Below are 22,348 nucleotides of genomic sequence, written 5' to 3' on the forward strand. Positions count from 1 at the left end.
CATCCAAAGATTTCATCATCAATCAACTTTAGGTATTTGTTTGTGTAAAAAATATCAGGATCATGCTTAATTGGTCTAACTCTAATTTCAAATTTAGGATTGTTTGGATCATTTACGTCGAATAAAACTAATCCTATCCCAAAAATTAAGCATAATGAATCTAATCTTGAAATGTCTGTTTCAGGACTTTGTTTAAGATTATTTTGTGGTTAGTAGAACCAATTATAGATGGAAGAACGACATCAAATATAATGTCTGGCATAAATGCTGCCTCATCAAATATAATCATATGAGAAGTAATACCTCTAATGGTTCTGCCATCAACACCAGAAGGATTTCAATCCCTTATAGGTATTCTAAACACTAAAAATCTCATACAAGAACACAACCAAATAGAATGCGGTTCTATTATTTCCTCTATAATGTATTTTTTATCTTTTTTACTGCTTTCAACATCATAAAAATTATATATAACCGCTCAATGATGAACGAAAAAGAGCTGGGGATATATTGAAAGACTTAGAAGAAATGAAATGTATTAAAGGTATGGAGGGGAATGGATGGTGGTTACGGGAATGGGTAAAAACAACCTACAAATGAGTGAAATAAGCGGACGGCGTATAACACAGCATAAAAGGTTCGTGTTTTACGGCACTCACTCAAATTTTTGCTTCGCAAAAACTTCTTTTAAGCTCCGGACGTTATATGAAATACCTAAACATGTCTTGGAAATACTTAAAAATGAGGAATACAATATTATTGAAGGATGATGCTATGAATAATGGTAAGATAACCCTAAGACAGCTTGAGACTCATCTTTTTAAAGCTGCAGATATTCTCAGGGGGAAGATGGATGCCTCTGAGTATAAGGAATATATTTTTGGTATGCTCTTTTTAAAGCGTGCTTCGGATGTTTTTGAAGCAAAAAGAGCAGAATTAAGAGATGGATTAAAAGCTCAGGGGTTTTCTGATAAACAGATTAATGAGCTTTTGGAAGATCCTAATTTATATGGAGATACCTTCTTTGTTCCAGAGAGAGCAAGATGGCAAAATATTCTTAACCTGAAGGAAAACGTGGGCAATCACTTAAATAAAGCATTAGCTGCAGTAGAGGAAAAGAGTTCAGAGCTTGATGGTGTTTTAAAGCATATTGATTTTAATGCCATAAAAGGAAAAACTCGTCTTAAAGACCAGCAACTCATTGACCTGATTCACCACTTTAATAAATACAGACTCACAAACGATGACTTTGAGTTTCCAGATTTGCTTGGCGCTGCCTACGAGTATCTTCTTAAAGAATTTGCTGACTCGGCAGGTAAAAAGGGCGGTGAATTTTACACTCCTACGCATGTAAAGAAACTAATGGTCAGACTTGTTAAACCACAAGAAGGCATGACAATCTATGATCCTACAGTTGGCTCGGGAGGGTTCCTTATAGAATCAAGACATTATATTGAAGAGCAGGGGCAGAATACCAGAAATATAGCTCTTTATGGGCAGGAGCTTAACGGATTGACATGGTCAATATGTAAGATGAATATGATCCTCCACGGTATTCCAGATGCACATATAGAAAATGAAGATACTTTAACAACCCCTATGTTTGTAGAAAATGGATACATAAAGCATTTTGACAGGGTTCTAGCCAATCCTCCATTTTCTCAGAATTATACCCGTACAAACATGCAATTTCCTGAGAGATTTAAATACGGTTTTACTCCCGAAACAGGTAAAAAAGCGGATTTAATGTTTTTGCAACATATGATTGCCAGCTTAAAAAATGATGGCATTATGGCAACTGTTATGCCTCATGGTATATTGTTCAGAGGTGGGCAGGAAAAGATTATTAGAGAAGGGATAGTTAGAGATGATTTAATTGAGGCTATTATTGGTTTACCCTCCAAACTCTTTTACAACGTAAGTATTCCAGCCTGCGTGGTTGTTATCAACAAAAATAAGCCAGAACATATGAAAGACAAGATTTTATTCATCAATGCAGACAGGGAATATGGAGAGGGACGGAATCAGAATTATCTAAGACCAGAAGACATCGAGAAGATTGTAACGGTATTTACCGAGAAAAAGGAGATACCAAAATACTCGAGGCTCGTAGATATTAGGGAAATTGAAGATAATGATTTTAATCTGAACATCAGGAGGTATGTGGACAACTCTCCAGACCCTGAGATTGAGGATGTTCATGCTCATCTTGTCGGTGGTGTTCCAAAGAGGGAGGTTGACCTTTATAAAGAACAATTCCAGAGGTTTAATCTTTCACTTAACCATCTCCTGAAAGAAAAAGATAAGAATTATTTGGAGTTTAATGATAATATTGAGGAAAGAAGCATGCTAGGAGAAATTATTGAGAGCGATAATAATGTAAAAGCCACAATCTCAAAGCACAGAGAAAAACTAAGGAAATGGTGGGATGAGGTAAAGCCTGAGATTGAGGGATTTCACGGCAACAACGATCTCTGGGACTTCAGAAACAGGGCTATGAAACAGTTAAAGGAGAGATTTCTACCTCTTAACTTGCTTGATGAGTTTAAGATCTCTGGCATATTTGTGAACTGGTGGGAAGAGCTTAGATATGATTTTAAAACCATAGTTTCTACCGGCTGGAGTAAAAACCTGATTGAGGATGAGAGGATAAAAGAGAGGTTTTTCAGGGCAGAATTGGAAGAAATTGAAAAGCTGGAAAGCAAAGTAGCAGAGATTGAAGGAGAACTAAACGAGTTTTTAGAAGAGGTTGAAGACTGGGATGAGGAGGAACAGGGTAATAAAACGGCAAATAAGGTAAGGAAGCACTTAAAAGAGATTGTTAAGGATTTAAGAGCAAGCTGGAGTGAGTCAGCATTACAAGAAGCCGCAAAATGGGAGAATTTAGTCTCAAGGATTGAAAAGAAAGAAAAAGAATTGAAGAAGTTCAAGAAGGCATTGAGAGATATAAAAAATGAGCTTGAGAGAAAGATACAGTATAAAAGAAAATCGCTAAGTGAGGAAGAAGTAAAGGAGTTGCTTCTTGAGAAATTTTATGGAATCATTGATGAACAACTCAATAAATATCTGAATGCAGAGAAAAAAGATCTCATAAAGATTTTTGAAAACCTGTGGGATAAGTATAAAGTTTCCTTAGAGGAATTGACGCAGGAAAGGGATGAGGAAGTCAAAAAGTTGGATGGATTTTTGAAAGAATTGGGATATTACTATGTCTGAAGCTAAAGAAGTGGGAGAACTTCCAAAGGGATGGAAAAAGGCAAGGTTGGGGGAGGTTATAAAAGAATTAGGTGATGGTGGCACTCCTTCAAGAAATGATGCTGACAATTTCAATGGAGGTATTCCTTGGGTCGTTATTGATGATATTAGACCCTACATCGAAAAAACCAAGGAAACACTCAGTAGGAAGGGTTTGAAAAAATCTAGTGCAAAACTATGGCCTCGAGGTTCAGTGATAGTCTCTACAGGAGCAACAATAGGTGAAGTAGGAATTACAAGGATTCCTGCCGCAACTAAACAAGGCATTACAGGTATTGTATTGGACGAGCATAAGGTTTTCAACACCTTTTTTAGGTACTTCCTTCTACATAATAAGAATCTACTTATTAGATTTTCCCAAGGAACAAGTTTTAGCGAAATTAGACCACCAGCTTTGGTCAAGTTGGCTATTTTAATTCCTCCCTTCTCCGAGCAGCGCAAAATCGTCGAAATCCTTGAAACAGTTGACAGCGCTATAGAAAAGACTGACAAAATCATAGAGAAATACAAACGCATAAAGCAGGGCTTGATGCAGGATTTGCTCACAAAAGGCATTGATGAGAACGGGCAGATAAGGAGTGAAGAGACGCACAGGTTCAAGGATTCGCCACTTGGGAGGATACCGGAAGAGTGGGAGGTGGTGAGGCTGGGAGATGTGGCAGAATTAAAAGGAAGAATAGGGTGGAGAGGCTATACTTTTGAAGATTTGACAGATGAAGGGCCAATCACTTTAGGAGCTACTAATATTTCAGACGAAAACAAAATTGATCTATCAAATACTACTCATATAACATATAAAAAATTTAATGAATCTCCTGAAATTAAAGTTTGTGTTTTTGATATCATATTAGTCCAAAGAGGAAGCATTGGAAAAGTAACAATAATTGATAGAAATATTGGAGATGCCACCATTAATCCAAGTATAATCTTAATAAAAAAGATTAAAATTAGTCCACAATTTTTGTATAACGTTCTAACGAGTCATAAAGTTCAATCACAAATAGAATCGATTTTATCTCAAACAGGTGTACCAATGATAAGCCAATCACAAGCAAGGCGATTAATGTTACTAATCCCAAAATCCAAACCCGAGCAACACCGCATCGCATCCATCCTCTCTCAGATAGACGAGACCATAGAAAAAGAGCAAAGATACAAAGAAAAACTTGAACGGATAAAGCAAGGGTTGATGGATGATTTATTGACCGGTAAAGTAAGGGTTAATCATTTAATAAAAGAAGGTGTTGAAAATGTATCGCAAGCTTGACGAAGAATATTATGTTGAAAATCCATTCCTTGCTCAACTCCAGCGGCTGGGCTGGAAGGTTTATAGACAGAATAAAGGCAATCCCGAAGATATTAAAGAGATTGTTTCTTTCAATTCATCATTTGAACCTGCTTATGGTGAAAGCATAAATTGGCGTGAAAGTTTCAGAGAGGTAATTCTTGAAGATGTTTTAAAACAGTCAATCAAAAGAATAAACCCCTGGATAGAAGAAGACCAAATAAATGAAGTTGTCCGAAGAATAACAACACCAACAGCCAATTCTCTTTTAGAGGCAAACCGAGAAATCCACGATTTGCTCCTTGAAAATACTTCTGTGTCAGAGAATAGGAAGACAGGAGAGAAAAGCCCAACAGTCAGGTTTATAGACTTTAGAAATCCAGAGAATAACTCATTTATTGCAGTCTCCCAGTTTAAGGTAAATATTCCGGGGACAGAAAAGCACATAATACCTGATATTGTCCTCTTTGTGAATGGATTACCTTTGGTGGTCATAGAATGTAAATCCCCAGCTATTGCAGACCCCATAGGAGAGGCAATAACCCAGCTTATGAGATACTCCAACAGAAGAGGGATAAGGGAAGGGAATGAAAAACTCTTTTGGTACAACCTTTTTATGATCGCCACTTCCAACCAGACCGCAAAGTATGGCACTATTACCGCAGAGTATGAGCACTTTGTTGAGTGGAAAGATCCTTATCCTTACACTCTTTCAGATATAAGTGCTGAGGGAAATGTAACGAGCCAGCAGGTTTTATGTCAGGGAACGCTTACGAAGGATAATCTTCTTGATATTCTCCATACGTTTACCATTTTTAAAGAGGATCCTAAGAGCGGTGTTATCAAAGTTGTATCAAGATACCAACAGTTCAGGGCGGTTAAGAAAATAATAAAGAGGCTAAAAGAAGGAAAAACTCCGGAAGAACGAGGAGGAATCGTCTGGCATACCCAAGGGTCTGGCAAATCATTAACCATGATGTTTACCGTGAGGGAAATGTACCATAATTCTGAGTTTGGTAACTTCAAAATTGTCTTTATAACAGACAGGAAAGACTTGGAAAAACAATTAAATGAAACATCAAAGAGTGTAGGTTTTACTGTCCATCTAGCAGGAAGTATAAGAGAGCTTCAAGACCTTTTAAGGACTGATACTCCAGACCTTGTTATGGGCATGATCCACAAGTTTCAGGAAAGAGATCTTAAAAAGGAATTTCCTCTGTTAAATCCATCTCCGAACATCCTTATCATGGTTGACGAGGCACACAGGACACAGTATAAACTCTTAGGTGCAAACTTAAGAAAAGCTCTGCCCAACGCTGTAAAGATAGCCTATACAGGGACACCTATTGAAAAAACTGAGACAACTTTTGGTGAATACATAGACAAATACAGCATAAGGCAGTCGGTTGATGATGGCGTAACTGTCGAAATTGTTTATGAAGGCAGAGTCCACAGTGCAGAACTTTCTGATGAAGAAGCAGCAAACGCAAGGTTTGAGGATGTCTTCTCAGTGCTTGATGCCGGCGAAAAGGCAAAGATTATGGGGAGATATACATGGCGGGCGTATCTTGAAGATGAAAATGTGATAAGGGATAAGGCAAAGGATATGATAGACCACTATATTGCCCACGTCTTTCCAAATGGATTTAAGGCTCAAGTCGTGACTGTCTCAAGGCTTGCTACAATAAGATATAAAGAAGCCTTTGAAAATGCATTGAAGGAGAAAATAAAGGAACTGAGAAAAAACAATCGAAGCAGAATAGATATAAATCAGCTTGAAAGATTAAAAGTTGGCGTGGTTATATCAGGACTGCCTAATGACCCTCCTGAGTATCATCCTTACACCGATCCAAATAAGCATGAAAAGATAATAAAGAGCTTCAAACTTCCCTTTGATAAAACAGATGACACAGGTATTTCTGGGGATGTTGGTATTTTAGTTGTTCAGAGTATGCTCATTACGGGCTTTGATGCCCCAATTGAGCAAGTTATGTATTTAGATAACGTGATAAAAGAACACAATCTATTACAGGCAATCGCAAGAGTGAACAGAGTTTACAAAAACAAGAGCTGTGGTTTTGTTGTGGATTATGTCGGAGTTTTAAAGCATTTGAGAGAGTCTCTCGCCATTTATGCCGATGAAGATATAAAGGAAATTACACAGGTTGTTGAGGATAAAGCCAAAAGCGTTGATGATTTAAAATTTACCCATAACCTTATCGAAGATTTCTTTAAAAAACACGAAATTGAAAACTGGAGAGATAACATAGATGAATGCATTGACCTTCTTGTTGATGAAGAGGTAAGAAACGAATTTATAATGCTTGTAAGAAGATTTAACAGGGCAATGGATGCTGTGCTCCCTGATCCGGAAGCCCTAAAATATGTTACGGATTTAAAAATTCTCTCTTTTATAAAAGAGTCCGCGAGAAACAGATATAGGGATGACAAACTAAGTGTAAAGGATGCAAGCAGAAAGATAAGAGAGATTGTTGAAGAGTACCTCATATCAAAAGGTGTTGAGCCGAAAATACCCCCAACTCCTCTTCTTGACGATAAATTCATCAACAAATTAAAGAAGGAAAAATCAAGCAAAGCGAGAGCTGAAGAACTTAGATATGCCATCATAGAACATATTGAAAAACATTATGAAGAAGACCCTGAGTTTTATGAAAGGTTTTCTGATAGATTAAAAAGGATCCTTGAGGAATACAGAGATAACTGGGATATTCTTGCCATCGAGCTTGAAAAAATTAGAGAAGCGATAAAACGAGGAAGAGAATCCGAGAATACCTTCGATTTTGAGCCAAAAAAAGAGATGCCATTTTTCGGGCTGCTAAAACAAGAGATATACGGTAAAAATCCTATTAAAACGCCGAGCGATGAAGATGTTGACTTTCTGATTGATTTAACTAGGGATGTGATCGAGATCATCAGGAGAGAGATTCAAGTGGTGGACTTTTGGGAGAACTACACAAAGCAAAAGGAATTAAAATCAGACATTATTTTACAAATTCTGCTTCCTAAGTTAGGGAGTGAAAAAATTTTATTCAGAAAAATAAATGAAATAGCCCAGAAGTTGATGGAGCTTGCTTATCACATTTATGGGAAGTGATTTTATGGATATTGATATTGATATTGAAAAAATAATACGTACAAAAAGAAAAACCATTGCTTTACACATAACAGACGATGCTACACTAATTGTAAGAGCTCCCTTTGAGGCTAGTGATAAAACGATAATGGGGGTTGTTCTTAAACATAAAAAATGGATCGAAGAAAAAAAAAGAGAAATAGAAGCGAAAGATCCGAAATTTTCCCCAAAAGAGTTTGTTAATGGTGAAGGCTTTTTATACTTGGGGAGATGTTACAGATTAAGAATAGTGGATACTCAAGAAGTGCCATTGAAATTTGAGAATGGATTTTATCTTTCAAGAAATGCATTACCACAGGCGAGAGATGTGCTTATTGAATGGTACAAAAATATGGCTTATGAGAAAATTTCAGAAAGAGTTAGGTGGTATGCACAACAAAGAGGCTTCAAATACAGTAAAGTCAACATTACCAATGCACAAAAAAGGTGGGGTTCCTCTTCTTCTAACGGAAACTTAAATTTCCCATGGCGGCTTATTATGGCTCCTTTACCTGTGATAGATTACGTTGTTATCCATGAACTTGTTCATATAGAAGAGAGAAATCATACAAAAGCATTCTGGAACAAGGTTAAGATGTTAATGCCCAACTATGAAAGATATAAAGATTGGCTAAGGAAGAACGGCTATTTTTTGAGGCTATAACATAAGAGGACCATGCAAAACCTGTTGTGAGTTTATTACCCACAAGCATAAATAGGCGTAAAAACGAAGTAGATCAAGAGTAAAACTTGGTTTTGAAAGAAAAAATAGAAGGATTTAACTCAAAACAATGAAAAAAACAGGAAACAACAAAATGGTAAAAATCAAAGTTATTCAAAATCCTCAATAGTACATGTATTACACCGTTTGGTAATACCTATACCCTCTGCATTGCACCTAGCTGGGCATTTTGTGATACAGAAATAATGCACTTTTAGGGTGTTTTAGACTTGGCTGGCACGCCTATTTTCACTAGCTGGGATCCGGCTATGTCCCAGCTCCCTCCCGATTGCATTATGAACTCTGCGAGAGCGATCTTTAACTCATAAAGCACATCACTCATCCTGCAAACTTTTTCTATAACCCTCTCACCAAAACCCATTTTTAGCGAGAGTGGTCACGCAGCAGTTCTAAAATAAAACCTGTTTTTCTGTAAAGAAAATCCGAATCAAATTTATGCAGTAGTCTGTAAATTTTCTGTCCATTAACACCGCTTAACCCTTCTAAACTTTTCAGACACTCTTCCCACCTGCCTGCATATTTCGGCTTATTAACACAGTCCAAAAATGTCCTCTCACGCGATGAAACATAGATTCTTTGACCCAAATACTTCTTTGCTTCAACGCCACTCGCAATATCTTTCGTGAATACAGGCACAAAACGCTGGTTTGCGCACTCAAAAGAATCCAATCTATCCTGTTTATCGATACAGACATACATTTCGTTATACGCTGAATATGCACAGCCGTAAAATTCTAGGGCTGTATAATACCCTAAATAATATCTCTTCCTGATCTTTGATCCGACCAAGATTTTGTCCATACTGAATGAGGTAGGCGTTTCTAATGGATCTAAAATCAGATACAGTCCGTGTCTAATGCGCACTAACTTTTTTTTGGCTCTCTAATTTACGGATGTACTCATTATCTACATAGGCTCTGCGCAAAGTTGTTTTTAGAACTTTCTCTGCCGCTGCGACCACTTCATCTGTACTAACAACTTTCTTTCTAAGTAGTACCTTGTAGATTTGTTCTGTTTTTGTCATCCAGCAATAATAGTTTTGATATTTATTTAAAGTTTTCATTGCTTTTTGCATAGATATCTTTAAATTTATATCAAATTCTAACTAGTTTTGGCACTCTTAAGGTAGGTTGTTGAGGGTGTCGCCACATCCCCTTTTGAAAACACTGAAGTGTAACCTTTCAGGACTCACTTAACACTTCTCAACAGGTTTTCCAACCTTAAATGGAATTTTTATGTTGGCTTGCATAAAGGATAGTATGCATTCATTGCATACATGTTTTGTTGCACATATGTTTTAGTGCATATTTTCTGGTTCACAACCATCTGATGAAAACATAATTCATCTATTCTATGAACTGTTGTCCCATCCTTATTGTTTTAATCATCTCGGGCTCTATTGGTCTTTCATTGATATCATGAGCACAGAAGCTATGCTTCTTCTCAAGACATCTGTATGTGTTTCGTGAATCTATAGGGAGTATACTCTTGCTCACATAGAGTTGACGCAGCTGAAGAAGTATAAAGGATCTCTGGTAAGTTTTTCTCCGATTGTATATACTATACCAGAATAGATCAATTATATCATGCAGGATCAAACATCCCGAAGCCCTGGGAGTTCTTTGAGCCTAAACCACAGTCGTATGCAAGCTCTAGAAGCTTTTTATTCCCATCTATGATGAACTTTCCTGTATAACCCTTTATCACATTATCCCTGTACTTTAAGACCCTCTCATTGAACACTATAGGTTTTATAGATGTCTTTCTTGCCCGCGGTTTTTTGCCGTAAAATGCTTCATGCTTTTTCCTCAAGTTTCTGTCTATCAGCTCCGCAAACTCAGGTTCCAGAGGATTATAGTAATACGTTTTTTTCCTGCCTTCTGGTGTTATAAGCGTACTGTAGGCAACAAGAGGAGTCATCATCCTTATCTCCATCCTGCTCTTTATCTCTGGCTTTCCAAGAACCTCCATCTCTTCAACGTATATATCTTCCCCAAACAACTTAAGCTTGCTGGTCAGCATTGTATTGGCAAGCTCGCTCACAAAGCGGTCCAGAGGGCTTGAGATTATAAATTTCACAGGTAGTATGAATGTTATCGTACCATTCTTTATCTCATACCTGCCTATAAGCTTGGAAAAGGTAAACATCTTAAAGCTCCTTTTTTCATATTCAAAACCCTTATCGTGGAGAAAAGAGGCAAGCTCGGGTGAGATGTTAGCATAGAGAAAGCTCTGTAGGTAGTAGTTATAGTAAAGGGGCAAAACGATTCTATCCTTCTTTGACAAGATCTTAAGTTTTATGCGCATGAATCTTATTACGGATTTGTTACATATAACTTACCTTCAGCATACGTTTGTAGCTGAGTTCGATAGCAGAAAATTAGATAAGAGTTACAGCTGAATACTACTTGGTTTAATTTATCTATAAGGTAAAAAATAAATCGGATTGTATATAAAGTTTAAAGGAGGTTAAAATGGAGAAAAAAATTGGAAAAGGTATAATAAGACTAAAAAAAGGAGATATAACGAATGAGAAGGTAGATGCTATTGTAAACGCTGCAAACTCAAGTTTAATGGGTGGTGGTGGAGTAGATGGAGCAATACACAGAAGAGGCGGAAGAAAAATTTTAGAAGAGTGTAAAGAGATTGTAAAAAATCTACCTGGACGATTTTTGCCATCGGGTAAAGCAGTTATAACGTCCGGTGGGGATTTAGATGCAAGATATGTTATACATACCGTTGGTCCTATATGGAGAGGTGGCAAGGATAGAGAAGCAGAGACTTTAAGAAAGTGTTACATAAGCAGCCTTGAACTTGGTAAAAATAAAGGACTGAAGGAGCTATCTTTCCCATCTATAAGTACGGGTGCTTTTGGGTATCCTATAGACTTGGCAGCTGAGGTTGCAATAAACGCCGTTGCAGATTTTTTAAAAGATAATGAAATGATCGTAAATTTTGTCTTATTCGATGATAGAACGTTTAATGCTTACAAAGAGAAATTAAATAGAGTATCTTAGATAGTATGTCATCAAAATCATAGAAAAATAAGTATAGGTATAAAAGAGTATAATAAAGATAAGAATTATGAGCGGCAGCGATGCTTATGAAATGGTAAAAATGAAGATTATAACATTGAGTGAGAACACAGTAAGTGAAAATAGCAATCCAATAATAAAACATAGTGGATTGGGTGAATGGGGTTTGAGCATACTAATTGAAGCGGATGATCATAAGATTCTATTTGATACCGGGGCAAGTATCTCGACAGTTCATAATGCGGATTTGATCGGAATAGATTTATCTAAGATTGATAATATTGTGCTTAGCCATGGACATTACGATCATGCAGGAGGATTGAGAGATGTGTTAAAAAGAATGAGAAAAAATGTGGAAATAATTGCACATCCTGACGTATGGGCTTCTAAATATAGTATGGTACCGAAGAAAGATCCCATATATATAGGAATTCCATTTCAGAGAGACGAGCTAGAAAGTTTAGGAGCATCATTCAATTTGACTAGAGAACCGGTATGGATCACTGAGAATATTGTAACAAGTGGTGAGATCCCTATGGCTAATGAATATGAGAAGATCGATCAGACTCTTTATATCAAAGATAAAGAGAAGAATGAGTATCATCCTGATTCGCTTTGGGATGATCAAGCAATTTTTATTAAAGACAAAAGAGGTTTAATAATTATTTTAGGCTGTGCTCATCGGGGAATAATCAATACAGTAGACTATGCCAAGAAGCTTACAGGCATAGAAAAAATTTATGCAATAGTAGGTGGTACGCATCTTATGGCATCTTCTGATGATCGTTTAAATTTTACGATTGATAATCTTAAAGCATCTGGTATTGAAAAGCTAGGTGTCTCTCATTGTACAGGAATGAAAACTGCTGTTAAGTTAGCTCAAGCGTTTGGTGATAAATTTTTCTTTAACAACGTAGGAGTGATCACGAAGATATAATCTAAAAAAATTTAAATACCAGTTGTGTTATTATTGGTTTGTTATGTGCTAACATATAGCAAAGTATCTAAAATACAAGGTGTAAATACATGACAGATATTGGAAAATTAATAAGGATGGATAGGATTAGAGACAGGAATACAAAGAGAACCATAATAGTACCATTAGATCACGGAGTATCTATGGGACCGGTTAAAGGTCTTACAAAACTATCTGAAACTATAAACATGGTTGCAGAAGGCGGGGCAAACGCTGTTTTGATGCATAAAGGGATGATTAGCAAGGGTCACAGAGGTTACGGTAAAGATATAGGTTTGATAGTGCATATGAGCGCTTCTACGTCTATTGGATTAGATCCGGACGATAAAGTAATAGTCTGTGATGTAGTAGAGGCGCTAAGATTGGGTGCGGATATGGTGAGCATCCATATAAATATAGGATCCAAGACAGAAGCGGATCAACTCAAAGAATTCGGAAGAATAAGTAAAGAATGTGATGAGTGGAGCATGCCTCTCCTTGCTATGATGTACCCGAGGGGAGAGAGAATACCAGACCAGTTCGATTCGAGAGTGGTATCCCATGTGGCAAGGGTCGGGGCTGAACTCGGTGCGGATATCATAAAGACAAATTATACTGGTGATCAAGATTCTTTTTCTAGGGTTATAGAGGGTTGTTCTGTACCGGTTGTAATTGCAGGAGGTCCTAAGATAGATTCCGATATAAAGTTGTTAGAGATGGTAAAAGGAGCTATAGATGCTGGTGCGATAGGCGTATCGATTGGAAGAAATCTATTTCAACATGATAATCCAACTGCTATCACATTAGCAATAAAAGATATAGTTCATAAAGGCTTAAGTGTCAAAGAGGCGTTAGAACGGCTCGGTTGAGGTTAAAGCATGCAGAGGAAGGAGTTATGGGTAGAGATAGATCAAAAAAATAAAAAAGATTTGATCGTTGATTGCTTGGAATTGGGTGTAGATACGATACTGACCGATGATATAGAACTAGCAAAGACGATAGGTAATATTCGGATTGCAAACTATAACGATGGGGATATAGTGATAGTAGGAAGAGGTAGTGAAGGGGATGGGACTAAACCTTTACCTAAAGACTTATCAGATTCGATGGATCTTAAAAAGATAGAAGATATAAAAAAGAAGGATAAGATTATTGCATATTATATATGCATATTAAACAAAGAGTATGAGGAACGTGCTGTAGAGTTGGGAAGGTTATGTGATTATCTGATCGTTATAGGAAGAGATTGGAAGATAGTACCTACAGAGAACATAATAACCGGATTGCAGAATGCTAAGACGAAGATTATAATGGGTGTCGAGACGGTAGAGGATGCAAAGGTAGCATTTGAGACGATGGAGAAGGGTGTAGATGGGGTCTTATTGTCGCTTAAAGATAAAACAGATAGGAATATGATAAAAAGTGTCTCTGATCTGAGAGAGAGATCTTTTTCTATCAAATTAGAACCTGTCAAGGTGGTAAAGGTCAGCAAGGTCGGGATGGGGGATCGAGTATGCATCGATACCTGTTCTATCATGAACGAAGGGGAAGGTATGTTGATCGGCTCGTTTTCATCTGGATTTTTTTTAGTTCAAGCTGAGGTAAACGAGTCAGAATATGTCTCATCTAGACCATTCAGGGTAAATGCTGGTGCTATTCATTCTTATGTAATGAATGGAGAGAGGACGAACTATCTTTCTGAATTAAAAGGAGGGGACGAAGTCTTAATAGTTAGCAGTAATGGGAGTATCAAAAAAGCAGTGATTGGACGGGTCAAGATAGAAAAAAGGCCTCTAATCTTGATATCTGCCGAGAAAGACGGTAACGGTAAGATAGAAGTGATATTACAGAATGCCGAGACGGTGAATCTTGTTAAATCAGATGGAAAACCTATATCTGTATCACAGATCAAGGAAGAGGACGAAGTTCTTGCCTATCTTACAAAGAAAGGTAGACATTTTGGGTCAGAGATTGAGGAATTTATCATAGAAAGATAGATAGTATATAGAAAATGAACGATCTCTATGTAACATATCATGGATCTTTAGATAGAAAGTTCTATATAGTTACGACCGTTAAAAATATAGAAGAAGCGATTGTTGCAGATAATGCCGGGACAGATATAGTAGAGTTGCGGTTGGATCTAGTTGAGCAAAAAAACAGGAGTTTCTTTAAATCCTTCTCCGATTTTGCAGAAAGATCAAAAAAACCGATTATTGCTACGTGTAGATCGGATAAAGAGGGTGGGTTTTGTAAGGAGGAGGATCAAGCCGATCTATTTGAAAAAGTGTTGCATTTCTCAGATTATCTTGATATAGAGTTAAGATCTAAGAATTTAGATAAGATCAAAGATTTCTGCAAAGATTTTAACAAAAAACTGATAGTTTCTTACCATGATTTTAAAAAGACACCTCAAAAAAGATTGATAAAGGATATCATTGAAGAATGTGCTAGTATCGGTGATATCCCAAAAGTTGCGTTCATGGCAACGGATATATATGATGTCTTTTTATTAGAAGAATTGACCATAGAGTATTCAAAAAAGATACCCATCGTAAGTATATCTATGGGTGAGATAGGCAGGATATCAAGAATCTCTCTGCCATTTTATGGATCGATCTTTGCTTATACATATGTTTGTGAGGCGAAGGCTCCTGGTCAGATATCGATTCAAGATTTAAAAAGTATATTAAGAATTCTTTCATAAAGTGATTTATCATGATTGAAGAGGCAATACGAACAATTAACCTGACTAAAAAGTTTGGTGATTTTGTAGCGGTTGATAATCTCAATTTAATCATCAATAAAGGCGAAATATTTGGTCTTTTAGGACCTAACGGTGCAGGAAAAAGTACAACAATTAAAATGATTATTGGGCTTCTTAAACCGACTTATGGGGAGATATTTGTGCTTGGCGAGAATGATGTAAATAATTACAAACAATACACAGGATATTTACCAGAAGACCCAAGTCTTTACGAGTATCTAACCATTGAGGAGTTTCTAACCTTTATTGGTAGTCTCAAAAGAGTAAAAAAAGATACGTTAGAAAGACGGATAATAGATTATGGTGAGATATTTGATTTAAAAGATAAATTAAAAAGTTATATAGGATCGTTATCCCATGGTATGAGGCAGAAAGTGGCGATAATGGCGACATTAATAAATGATCCAAAGGTATTGCTATTGGACGAGCCGTTAAACGGGCTGGACCCGATGAGCCAGAAGAATTTTAAAGATATTATTCGTGAAAAAGCAGAAGGTGGTTGTACAATATTGTTATCCACCCATATACTAGACGTGGCAGAAAGGCTCTGTACAACTGTTGGAGTATTCAACAAAGGCAATTTAATAACGACAGGAACCCTTAAAGAACTTAGAGATATGTATAGAAGCCCGCCAACATCAACATTGGAGGATATCTTCTTAAAGATAACGAAAGAGCCATTACAAGTCAAAGACTTGTAACATTATCCTAGTTATACGTTTAGATTTTAGACTAATAAATTTTTTAAGATTATAGCATCAAAAATATTTATATATCATCCTTTCGTATTTTATAATATAGATTATTTACAATTATCTTATAACAAAGAGGAGTATATAATGAAGATAAAATATTTGAAAAAGCCTTGGTTAAGACTATATGATTTCATGTCGCTTCCTGAAACATTCGAGCCTTATCCGATAAAGACATATACCGAGTATCATCTCGACGAGCCAGCTGAAAAATGGCCTAATAATATGGCATTGGCTCAATTCGATTACGAGATAACGTTTAAAGAGTTGAAAGATCATGTGGATAGGCTTGCCACAGCATTAGCAGATTTAGGTATTAAAAAAGGAGACGTAGTAGCTACTGTTCTTCCTACTTCTATCCAATACGTTATATCAGATTTTGCAATCACCAAAATCGGTGCGATACATCTACCGGCTAGCGTAATAGATTCGGTAGATGGTTTGGCTAACAAGTTCAAGATGACTGAATGCCAGAATGTAATTTGTTGTTATACAAACGTGAACGAAGGAGACTTAATAACTAAAATTAAAAAAGTGGCAGAATTAACACGAATAAATAATATAATCCTTACAAAAAAAGAAGACTACTCTTTAAATAAACCAGATCATCTTGAAAAAGATGTATTATGGCTCACAGACTTGATCGATAAATATCCTCCTAACCCACCTAAAGTAGATATCGATCCAAAGAGGGATATCGCTATTATATCATATACAGGTGGCGCTACAGGTATTCCAAAAGGTGTAATGCTCTCTCATTATGGATTGGTTGCACATACGGTAAGTTTTTTTGGATCGATACTACCTGAACCGATCATTAATCTATGTGACGGGTTGTTACGGATACTGATGCCTTTACCCCAATATCATACCTATGGGCATGGAATGACGATTATAGGCTTAAGGCACGGATATGGCGTCTTATTAATAACCGATCCGAGAGATACGAAAGAGTTTGTCAAATTAGCTCGGAAGTATAATCCAGTGATCTGTTTTGGTGCTCCTGTTCAATACATGAAGGTTTTAAAAGAGGATGATGTGGAGGATCTTGGACTTATTGCCGTATCAGGTTCTATGCCTCTTTCACCAATGATTCATATGCAATTCGAAGAAAAGACTAGAAGTATCATGATGGAGGCATATGGCTTGGCAGAATTTGCTCCTGTAACACATGTTCCATCGTTAATATCAGTTCTTACTCCGATTTTTGGTAGTGAAGAACGGACAGGTGAGGTATTCCAACTTTTAAACAATTTTTTTAAGACGATCGAGATATATCAGCAGATAAAGAGTATATTAAACCTATTATCTCCTAAGGATCTTGGATTGCTGATAAATAGGATTATAATATTCATATCTAGAAATACATTAACCACTCTGGACGGGAGAAAAAAAGAGATAATGGGTACGATAGGAGTTCCTGCAGTAGATACAGATGTAAAAATCAGGGATATTTTTACCGAAGAAGAGATACCTATCGATGTAGTAGTGAAAGAAGAGATGTTTGGTGAGATGTGCTTAAGAGCACCGTGGCAGATGCTCGGCTATTGGCCTGATATCGGTTCAGGCATTGATGAAGACGGATTCATTCATACGGGTGATGTAGTAAAGATAGATGAATGGGGACGAATGTTTATAGTAGATAAGGTCAAAGATATGATAAACGTATCCGGTTATAAGGTATATCCAAGAGAGATCGATGATATGTTATACGGATATCCTGGTGTAGAAGAGGTGGCAACCATAGGCTATCCAGATCCTTCCAGGCCAGGGAGTGATCTGATAAAGGTTATAATAGTCCCAGGAAAAGGATACGAAGATAAACTTAGAGAAGAAGATATTTTAGATTATTTGAGAAAGAAACTTCCGCCGTATGCTGTTCCTAAACAGATAGAATTTAGAGACTCGCTGCCTAAAACTGCCACAGGTAAAATTTTGAAAAAACAGCTAAGAGAGGAGGAGATAAAAAAGATGGGACCATATTATGCACATTACTCATACTATTTTGGGAAAAAGCGAAGAGAAGATAAAGAGTAGATAGATGTATTTTATCAGTATTTGATGGTAAAATCCTTAAATTCGGACTTATACTCTTCCCAACATATCTCAACATTATCTACTTTAGAGAGAGGAGGTCCTTCCCATAGTTTTTTTATCAGTTCTTCTATACTCTCTTTATCTCCCTCACAGATAATCTCCACATCTCCGTTGGGAAGATTCCTCGTCCAACCTTTTAATCCTAATTTTAATGCATTCTTTTGGGTAAATACCCTGTAGAATACCCCTTGTACCTTTCCTTGAACGATAATCTTTGCCCGCGCAAACATATTCGTTCTTTATAATTTTTCGGATTATTTAAATCTAACCTTAATGATACAGATGTATTTATATTAAATAGTGATAACTTTTATACTTATGGATGAAAAAGATATTGCTGAGTATCTGCTGTCCAAAGAATGTTTTATTGGTGGTAGAGGTATATCAGATTTGGAAGAAGGAATGAGGTATGCATTAGGACGGGAAAGCTTGGAAAGAACGGTTTACTTAGCATTTGCACGATCGGCAGAAGATAACGGGTTATCAAATCTGGCAAAGTTTTTTAGGGCGGTAGCAGAGTCAGAAACGATCCATTCTATGAATATTATAGACGGCTTAGGTGAGATAGGAGATATCACAAAGGCTATTAAAAAGAGAATAGATGAGGAAGATTGTGATATTAATGACGTATATCCTGCATTAGCTAAAAAAGCAATAGAATATGGGAAAAGTGAGGCTGGAATAGCATTTAATTGGATCATTAAAGTTGAAAAAGGACATAAAAGCTTACTAGAACAATTTTTGCCAATTATAGAGGAAAATAAGGATATAGATGAGGAAAAATATTTTATCTGCGAAAATTGTGGGTTTATAAGCATCGGAGAAGCGCCTCCTAAAACCTGTCCTGTTTGTGGTGCACCTGTTTCCGAATTCAAGGAGATAAAATAATAACCAAGAATATCTTTTATGGAAATTATTTATAAAAGCAAAAGAGAAGTAAAACCATGCCAAACCTTATGATCGTAGGATTTAGAGATGAGGTATCTGGAAAAACGACAATATCTCGTGCTTTTTTAAGATATTTTTTAGAGAACGGCATCAACGCAACCGGATTTAAACCATTATCTGGAAATAATATATGGAGACATTACGACCAGGTATGTGATACTTTGGAAGAAGGAAGATTATACTCAAACGATGCAAAATTATTAAAAAAAGAATTGGACGGTAAGATTGATAAACCGATAAAGGAGGAATTAATAAATCCTGTTCATCGTCTCTGGAATGAACCAGCGTTGATAGATCCTTTGACAAGAATACCTAATTTTTTGGTGGACAGGATCACGTTCCTGGACGATAATCATCTAAAAACTATCCTATTGAATAATAAAATAGCATCTTTTGAATCTCTCGATAAAGAAAAATTTTTGAAGAATCTGAAAGACAATGCGGATGATATATACGATATAGAGGATATAGAAACGTTCAATACGTTAGTAAGATACTACTATGATAAGGCGATATACTCGATATATAGTAAGATAAGGAAAGATTTTGATTTAGTGATCATAGAAAGCTATGGAGATATAGCTTTGCCATGGAACTCCTTTTTTAAAGAGTTAGATCTGGTTATAGGTGTCGAGCCATGGAACATATATGTATATGAGCCTGAAAAGTATCTTGATGCGGTTGAGATTACTACAGTATCCTACCTTAAAGAGATCTCCACTAATCAGATAAAAGACCTTATCAAACCTATGAAAAAAGTGAGATATAGACCTGCCAGATCGAGCGAGAGAATAGAAAAGGTCAAAAAAATTGCATCAGATCTATTCAAAGATTTTGATTTTTAACATACATATATATAGATAAAAATAATAACAAATATATCGATTGGATATGATACGGACTTTTGATGGGAAGATACCCAAAATTGCAGATTCTGCATATATCAACGAGTTTTCTTATATAGTTGGTGATGTGGAGATAGGAGAAGATTCTAGTGTCTGGCCTGGCGCTGTTTTAAGAGCAGATTTTGGCAGGATTAATGTAGGAAAGAATGTTCATATAGAGGATAACGTCGTGATACATGGTACTGGTGGTGTCGAGATAGGAGATAACGTAATAATAGGACATTCTGCAGTATTTCATGGTAAGAAGATTGGAAATAATGTTCTAATAGGTATGAATGCTACTGTCTTACACGATGTTGAGATAAATGACAGATGCGTAATCGCAGGTGGATCTGTCGTCCTTGAAGGTATGAAGATCCCTGACGAATCATTTATAGCAGGAGTACCAGCTAAAATTAAGGGCAAAATCTCGGATGATCTGGAGATATGGATAGATAGCGAGATGATGAGAAATTCTTACGGTGAATTATCAAAAAAATACAAAAAACTGGGTTTATAATGAGATTTATCATAATATTTTGATATTACCTGATCATCACATAAATTAGAACAGTAGACAATCCACCCATAGATGTGGCAATGAGATTTACAAGGCTATTATTGAGGTACTTATCCTCTATAGTAGCACCTAAAATGCTATCTATATTTACTCCAATGAAACTACCAAATATGATTGCAACCAGACTATCTAAGTTATTTATAGGTAGATTTGATATTAAAGCAACCGAATAGATTATAAAAGCTCCAATTAAAGCAGATAATTCTCCCAATTTTGATATTCCACCGTTAGTTCCTGCAGGTACAGGCTTTAAATTTATGATCGATACAGTCTTACCTTTGTAAGTCTCTCCTATCTCACTTGCCATGGTGTCTCCTGTTGCTGTTGCAATAGATCCAATAAAAGCCAATAATAAGAGAAACGATCCTGTCAATGTACTTATACTGTGTGATATACCATAGCTTATAGCGCAGATCGTACCTGCAAGTCCATTACCAAAGACGTTGGCGTAGCCTCTCTCTCCTTTTTTCCCTTCTACTATCCCTAGCGAATATTTATAATCATATTTGTATCTCGTAGATATGCATCCAACGATATAGAAGGATAATAGAATGAAAAACCATCTTAAGCCTCCAAAAATCATAACGGTCAAGCCAAGCAGAGTGCTGCTATGCACGCCTGATATGTCTAAAAGATTTGTCTTAACCGATATATATCCTATCGCTATCATCAAGGCAAGAACGAAGACTACGTAACGTTTTGGTGGAGGTATATATGAACAGATCCACGCAAAAGAATAAAATACCCACATCATAAATATCGACATAGAAGGGATTACCCAACCATACCTTTCATAATCTGTGAGTGTAGAGAAGAGTATTGCTAAGATTATCCCCAATATGGATATTAAAAATACCAGGTTGGTCTGTATCATTGATAGCCCGATTTGTTCGTAGAATAGAGTGAATAAAAATATCAAAACAATAGAGAAGAATATTATAAAAACATCACAAACCAAAGGTTTGTGAGCCGCAAATCTTCGATTTGCAACATCTCGTATTATTAGAAAATCCTCATCTTTATCGTCTTTATATATCTTTTTTATCCAATATATTAATAAGAAGATTATTATAGCATAACTTATAAAAAATTCGGGTAAACCGATAATGGTCAGACATGAAAAGATAATCAACGACTCAAACAGATGATAATAAACTATTTTTACCTTTATATATAAAAAAAATCCAAGAGATAGAGCTAAAATTAATATTATTACTTTTTTATCGAGTAATGGTATAAAAAAAGATAGGATAGCAAGAAATACAGAGATGAATACTTCTTTTTTGCTATTTAAATTTGATATTATATTACCATTACCCATTTAAGATTTTAGGATTCCTAACGATAAAAGTTTATCACGAACTTTTTTAGCTGCAATATAGACGCTCTCTGTATCCCTTGCTCCTGTGATGACCAATCTTCCAGAACCAAAAATTAAAACGACTATATTCATATCTCTCAGCCTATAGACCATTCCTGGAAACTGTTCAGGCTCGTACTCTATATCATCCGTCAATGCAGATGCAATCTCGTTAAGATTAACCTCTGATTTAAGATTTGCAGAGGCAACTACGTTCTGTATTATAATCTCTGGTTTTATTGGTTTATATCCTATCAATTCAAGATCTTTTACTAGTATTTTACATGATTTCTCTACATCTTCTATACTTCTTGATCCAGTACAGTTAATTTTACCAGACGAAAATATAAGAAATGCTGCTTTTGGGTCTTTAACCCTGTAAACCAACCCAGGAAATTTATTTTTATTGTATTCTGTATCCGGGATCTCTTCTTTGATCTTATTTAAATCAAATGATTCAGCAATGCCCTCTATACTCGCAACAATATTCTCTATTTTGACATCAAGATCATTCTCATTCATATACTATCATCCATTTATGTATTTTAAATATAT

21 protein-coding genes are annotated in these 22,348 nt (G+C 36.2%); 14 read left to right on the forward strand and 7 right to left on the reverse strand.

The window, feature by feature from the left end:
• Window positions 1-774: 774 nt before the first annotated feature.
• The 4 genes from LPC15_RS00530 to LPC15_RS00545 are packed head-to-tail and all read left to right on the forward strand — an operon-like array spanning window position 775 to window position 8,337.
• Window positions 775-3,216 (forward strand): type I restriction-modification system subunit M, encoded by a 2,442-nt coding sequence (locus tag LPC15_RS00530; RefSeq protein WP_420709519.1) that lies wholly within the window; start codon window positions 775-777, stop codon window positions 3,214-3,216.
• Window positions 3,209-4,522, forward strand: coding sequence for a restriction endonuclease subunit S (locus LPC15_RS00535; RefSeq protein WP_229234762.1), 1,314 nt, complete (start codon window positions 3,209-3,211; stop codon window positions 4,520-4,522). The genes LPC15_RS00530 and LPC15_RS00535 overlap by 8 nt, the downstream gene beginning before the upstream one ends.
• On the forward strand, window positions 4,506-7,655 hold the full coding sequence (locus LPC15_RS00540) for a type I restriction endonuclease subunit R (protein ID WP_229234763.1): 3,150 nt from the start codon (window positions 4,506-4,508) through the stop codon (window positions 7,653-7,655). Before LPC15_RS00535 ends, LPC15_RS00540 begins: the two co-directional genes overlap by 17 nt.
• Window positions 7,656-7,659: 4 nt before the next feature.
• Entirely contained in the window at window positions 7,660-8,337 is a 678-nt protein-coding gene (locus LPC15_RS00545) for a M48 family metallopeptidase (RefSeq protein WP_229234764.1), read from the forward strand.
• A gap of 271 nt (window positions 8,338-8,608) precedes the next feature.
• On the opposite strand, the gene LPC15_RS00550 is transcribed toward LPC15_RS00545, so the two are convergent.
• The 4 genes from LPC15_RS00550 to cas6 form a co-directional block, all read right to left on the reverse strand.
• Entirely contained in the window at window positions 8,609-8,776 is a 168-nt protein-coding gene (locus LPC15_RS00550) for a hypothetical protein (RefSeq protein ID WP_229234765.1), read from the reverse strand.
• 2 nt (window positions 8,777-8,778) lie between these two features.
• Entirely contained in the window at window positions 8,779-9,279 is a 501-nt protein-coding gene (locus tag LPC15_RS00555) for a type IV toxin-antitoxin system AbiEi family antitoxin domain-containing protein (protein ID WP_229234766.1), read from the reverse strand.
• Entirely contained in the window at window positions 9,269-9,439 is a 171-nt protein-coding gene (locus LPC15_RS00560; protein WP_229234767.1) for a hypothetical protein, read from the reverse strand. Before LPC15_RS00560 ends, LPC15_RS00555 begins: the two co-directional genes overlap by 11 nt.
• Window positions 9,440-9,999: 560 nt before the next feature.
• Window positions 10,000-10,722 (reverse strand): CRISPR-associated endoribonuclease Cas6, encoded by a 723-nt coding sequence (gene cas6, locus LPC15_RS00565; protein ID WP_229234768.1) that lies wholly within the window; start codon window positions 10,720-10,722, stop codon window positions 10,000-10,002.
• Window positions 10,723-10,889: 167 nt separating this feature from the next.
• Between cas6 and LPC15_RS00570 the strand changes: the two genes are divergently transcribed.
• The 7 genes from LPC15_RS00570 to LPC15_RS00600 all read left to right on the forward strand — a co-directional run bounded on the left by LPC15_RS00570 (window position 10,890) and on the right by LPC15_RS00600 (window position 17,961).
• Window positions 10,890-11,432: an O-acetyl-ADP-ribose deacetylase gene (locus LPC15_RS00570; protein ID WP_229234769.1), complete on the forward strand. Its 543-nt coding sequence runs from the start codon at window positions 10,890-10,892 to the stop codon at window positions 11,430-11,432.
• 67 nt (window positions 11,433-11,499) lie between these two features.
• The gene (locus tag LPC15_RS00575; protein WP_229234770.1) at window positions 11,500-12,387 is read left to right on the forward strand and encodes an MBL fold metallo-hydrolase; all 888 of its coding nucleotides are present in this window, start codon (window positions 11,500-11,502) and stop codon (window positions 12,385-12,387) included.
• A gap of 89 nt (window positions 12,388-12,476) precedes the next feature.
• On the forward strand, window positions 12,477-13,274 hold the full coding sequence (locus LPC15_RS00580) for a 2-amino-3,7-dideoxy-D-threo-hept-6-ulosonate synthase (protein WP_229234771.1): 798 nt from the start codon (window positions 12,477-12,479) through the stop codon (window positions 13,272-13,274).
• Window positions 13,275-13,283: 9 nt separating this feature from the next.
• Complete coding sequence (locus LPC15_RS00585; RefSeq protein WP_229234772.1) at window positions 13,284-14,402, forward strand: 3-dehydroquinate synthase II; 1,119 nt, start codon at window positions 13,284-13,286, stop codon at window positions 14,400-14,402.
• Window positions 14,403-14,416: 14 nt separating this feature from the next.
• Window positions 14,417-15,112 (forward strand): type I 3-dehydroquinate dehydratase, encoded by a 696-nt coding sequence (gene aroD / locus LPC15_RS00590; RefSeq protein ID WP_229234773.1) that lies wholly within the window; start codon window positions 14,417-14,419, stop codon window positions 15,110-15,112.
• Between the two features lie 11 nt (window positions 15,113-15,123).
• The gene (locus tag LPC15_RS00595; protein WP_229234774.1) at window positions 15,124-15,873 is read left to right on the forward strand and encodes an ABC transporter ATP-binding protein; all 750 of its coding nucleotides are present in this window, start codon (window positions 15,124-15,126) and stop codon (window positions 15,871-15,873) included.
• A 138-nt stretch (window positions 15,874-16,011) separates the two neighbouring features.
• Window positions 16,012-17,961, forward strand: coding sequence for an AMP-binding protein (locus LPC15_RS00600; RefSeq protein ID WP_229234775.1), 1,950 nt, complete (start codon window positions 16,012-16,014; stop codon window positions 17,959-17,961).
• A 14-nt stretch (window positions 17,962-17,975) separates the two neighbouring features.
• On the opposite strand, the gene LPC15_RS00605 is transcribed toward LPC15_RS00600, so the two are convergent.
• Window positions 17,976-18,251 carry an acylphosphatase gene (locus LPC15_RS00605; RefSeq protein WP_229234776.1) on the reverse strand — a complete coding sequence of 92 codons (276 nt, stop codon included), beginning with the start codon at window positions 18,249-18,251 and terminating at the stop codon, window positions 17,976-17,978.
• Window positions 18,252-18,339: 88 nt separating this feature from the next.
• Between LPC15_RS00605 and LPC15_RS00610 the strand changes: the two genes are divergently transcribed.
• From LPC15_RS00610 to LPC15_RS00620, 3 genes are read left to right on the forward strand one after another with little or no spacing between them, the layout of a single operon-like run.
• Window positions 18,340-18,909: a rubrerythrin family protein gene (locus LPC15_RS00610; RefSeq protein WP_229234777.1), complete on the forward strand. Its 570-nt coding sequence runs from the start codon at window positions 18,340-18,342 to the stop codon at window positions 18,907-18,909.
• 56 nt (window positions 18,910-18,965) lie between these two features.
• Window positions 18,966-19,814 (forward strand): hypothetical protein, encoded by an 849-nt coding sequence (locus LPC15_RS00615; RefSeq protein WP_229234778.1) that lies wholly within the window; start codon window positions 18,966-18,968, stop codon window positions 19,812-19,814.
• Window positions 19,815-19,860: 46 nt separating this feature from the next.
• Window positions 19,861-20,373, forward strand: a complete 513-nt coding sequence (locus LPC15_RS00620) for a gamma carbonic anhydrase family protein (protein WP_229234779.1) — start codon at window positions 19,861-19,863, stop codon at window positions 20,371-20,373.
• A 25-nt stretch (window positions 20,374-20,398) separates the two neighbouring features.
• Here LPC15_RS00620 and LPC15_RS00625 read toward each other — a convergent pair whose 3' ends face one another.
• Both LPC15_RS00625 and LPC15_RS00630 read right to left on the reverse strand, forming a co-directional pair.
• The gene (locus LPC15_RS00625; protein WP_229234780.1) at window positions 20,399-21,754 is read right to left on the reverse strand and encodes a DUF92 domain-containing protein; all 1,356 of its coding nucleotides are present in this window, start codon (window positions 21,752-21,754) and stop codon (window positions 20,399-20,401) included.
• A complete protein-coding gene (locus LPC15_RS00630; RefSeq protein ID WP_229234781.1) occupies window positions 21,755-22,315 on the reverse strand; it encodes a TATA-box-binding protein in 561 nt (186 codons plus the stop codon).
• Between the last annotated feature and the right edge of the window lie 33 nt (window positions 22,316-22,348).

Origin of the sequence: Candidatus Methanoliparum sp. LAM-1 (assembly GCF_020885915.1) — an archaeon.
Taxonomy (GTDB): Archaea; Halobacteriota; Methanoliparia; order Methanoliparales; family Methanoliparaceae; genus Methanoliparum; species Methanoliparum thermophilum.

Coding starts and splice junctions, on each gene's coding strand:
- LPC15_RS00530 (WP_420709519.1), top strand. CDS start 775: ATGAATAATGGTAAGATAACCCTAAGACAGCTTGAGACTCATCTTTTT.
- LPC15_RS00535 (WP_229234762.1), top strand. CDS start 3,209: ATGTCTGAAGCTAAAGAAGTGGGAGAACTTCCAAAGGGATGGAAAAAG.
- LPC15_RS00540 (WP_229234763.1), top strand. CDS start 4,506: ATGTATCGCAAGCTTGACGAAGAATATTATGTTGAAAATCCATTCCTT.
- LPC15_RS00545 (WP_229234764.1), top strand. CDS start 7,660: ATGGATATTGATATTGATATTGAAAAAATAATACGTACAAAAAGAAAA.
- LPC15_RS00550 (WP_229234765.1), bottom strand. CDS start 8,776: ATGGGTTTTGGTGAGAGGGTTATAGAAAAAGTTTGCAGGATGAGTGAT.
- LPC15_RS00560 (WP_229234767.1), bottom strand. CDS start 9,439: ATGACAAAAACAGAACAAATCTACAAGGTACTACTTAGAAAGAAAGTT.
- cas6 (WP_229234768.1), bottom strand. CDS start 10,722: ATGCGCATAAAACTTAAGATCTTGTCAAAGAAGGATAGAATCGTTTTG.
- LPC15_RS00570 (WP_229234769.1), top strand. CDS start 10,890: ATGGAGAAAAAAATTGGAAAAGGTATAATAAGACTAAAAAAAGGAGAT.
- LPC15_RS00575 (WP_229234770.1), top strand. CDS start 11,500: ATGAGCGGCAGCGATGCTTATGAAATGGTAAAAATGAAGATTATAACA.
- LPC15_RS00580 (WP_229234771.1), top strand. CDS start 12,477: ATGACAGATATTGGAAAATTAATAAGGATGGATAGGATTAGAGACAGG.
- LPC15_RS00585 (WP_229234772.1), top strand. CDS start 13,284: ATGCAGAGGAAGGAGTTATGGGTAGAGATAGATCAAAAAAATAAAAAA.
- aroD (WP_229234773.1), top strand. CDS start 14,417: ATGAACGATCTCTATGTAACATATCATGGATCTTTAGATAGAAAGTTC.
- LPC15_RS00595 (WP_229234774.1), top strand. CDS start 15,124: ATGATTGAAGAGGCAATACGAACAATTAACCTGACTAAAAAGTTTGGT.
- LPC15_RS00600 (WP_229234775.1), top strand. CDS start 16,012: ATGAAGATAAAATATTTGAAAAAGCCTTGGTTAAGACTATATGATTTC.
- LPC15_RS00605 (WP_229234776.1), bottom strand. CDS start 18,251: ATGTTTGCGCGGGCAAAGATTATCGTTCAAGGAAAGGTACAAGGGGTA.
- LPC15_RS00610 (WP_229234777.1), top strand. CDS start 18,340: ATGGATGAAAAAGATATTGCTGAGTATCTGCTGTCCAAAGAATGTTTT.
- LPC15_RS00615 (WP_229234778.1), top strand. CDS start 18,966: ATGCCAAACCTTATGATCGTAGGATTTAGAGATGAGGTATCTGGAAAA.
- LPC15_RS00620 (WP_229234779.1), top strand. CDS start 19,861: ATGATACGGACTTTTGATGGGAAGATACCCAAAATTGCAGATTCTGCA.
- LPC15_RS00625 (WP_229234780.1), bottom strand. CDS start 21,754: ATGGGTAATGGTAATATAATATCAAATTTAAATAGCAAAAAAGAAGTA.
- LPC15_RS00630 (WP_229234781.1), bottom strand. CDS start 22,315: ATGAATGAGAATGATCTTGATGTCAAAATAGAGAATATTGTTGCGAGT.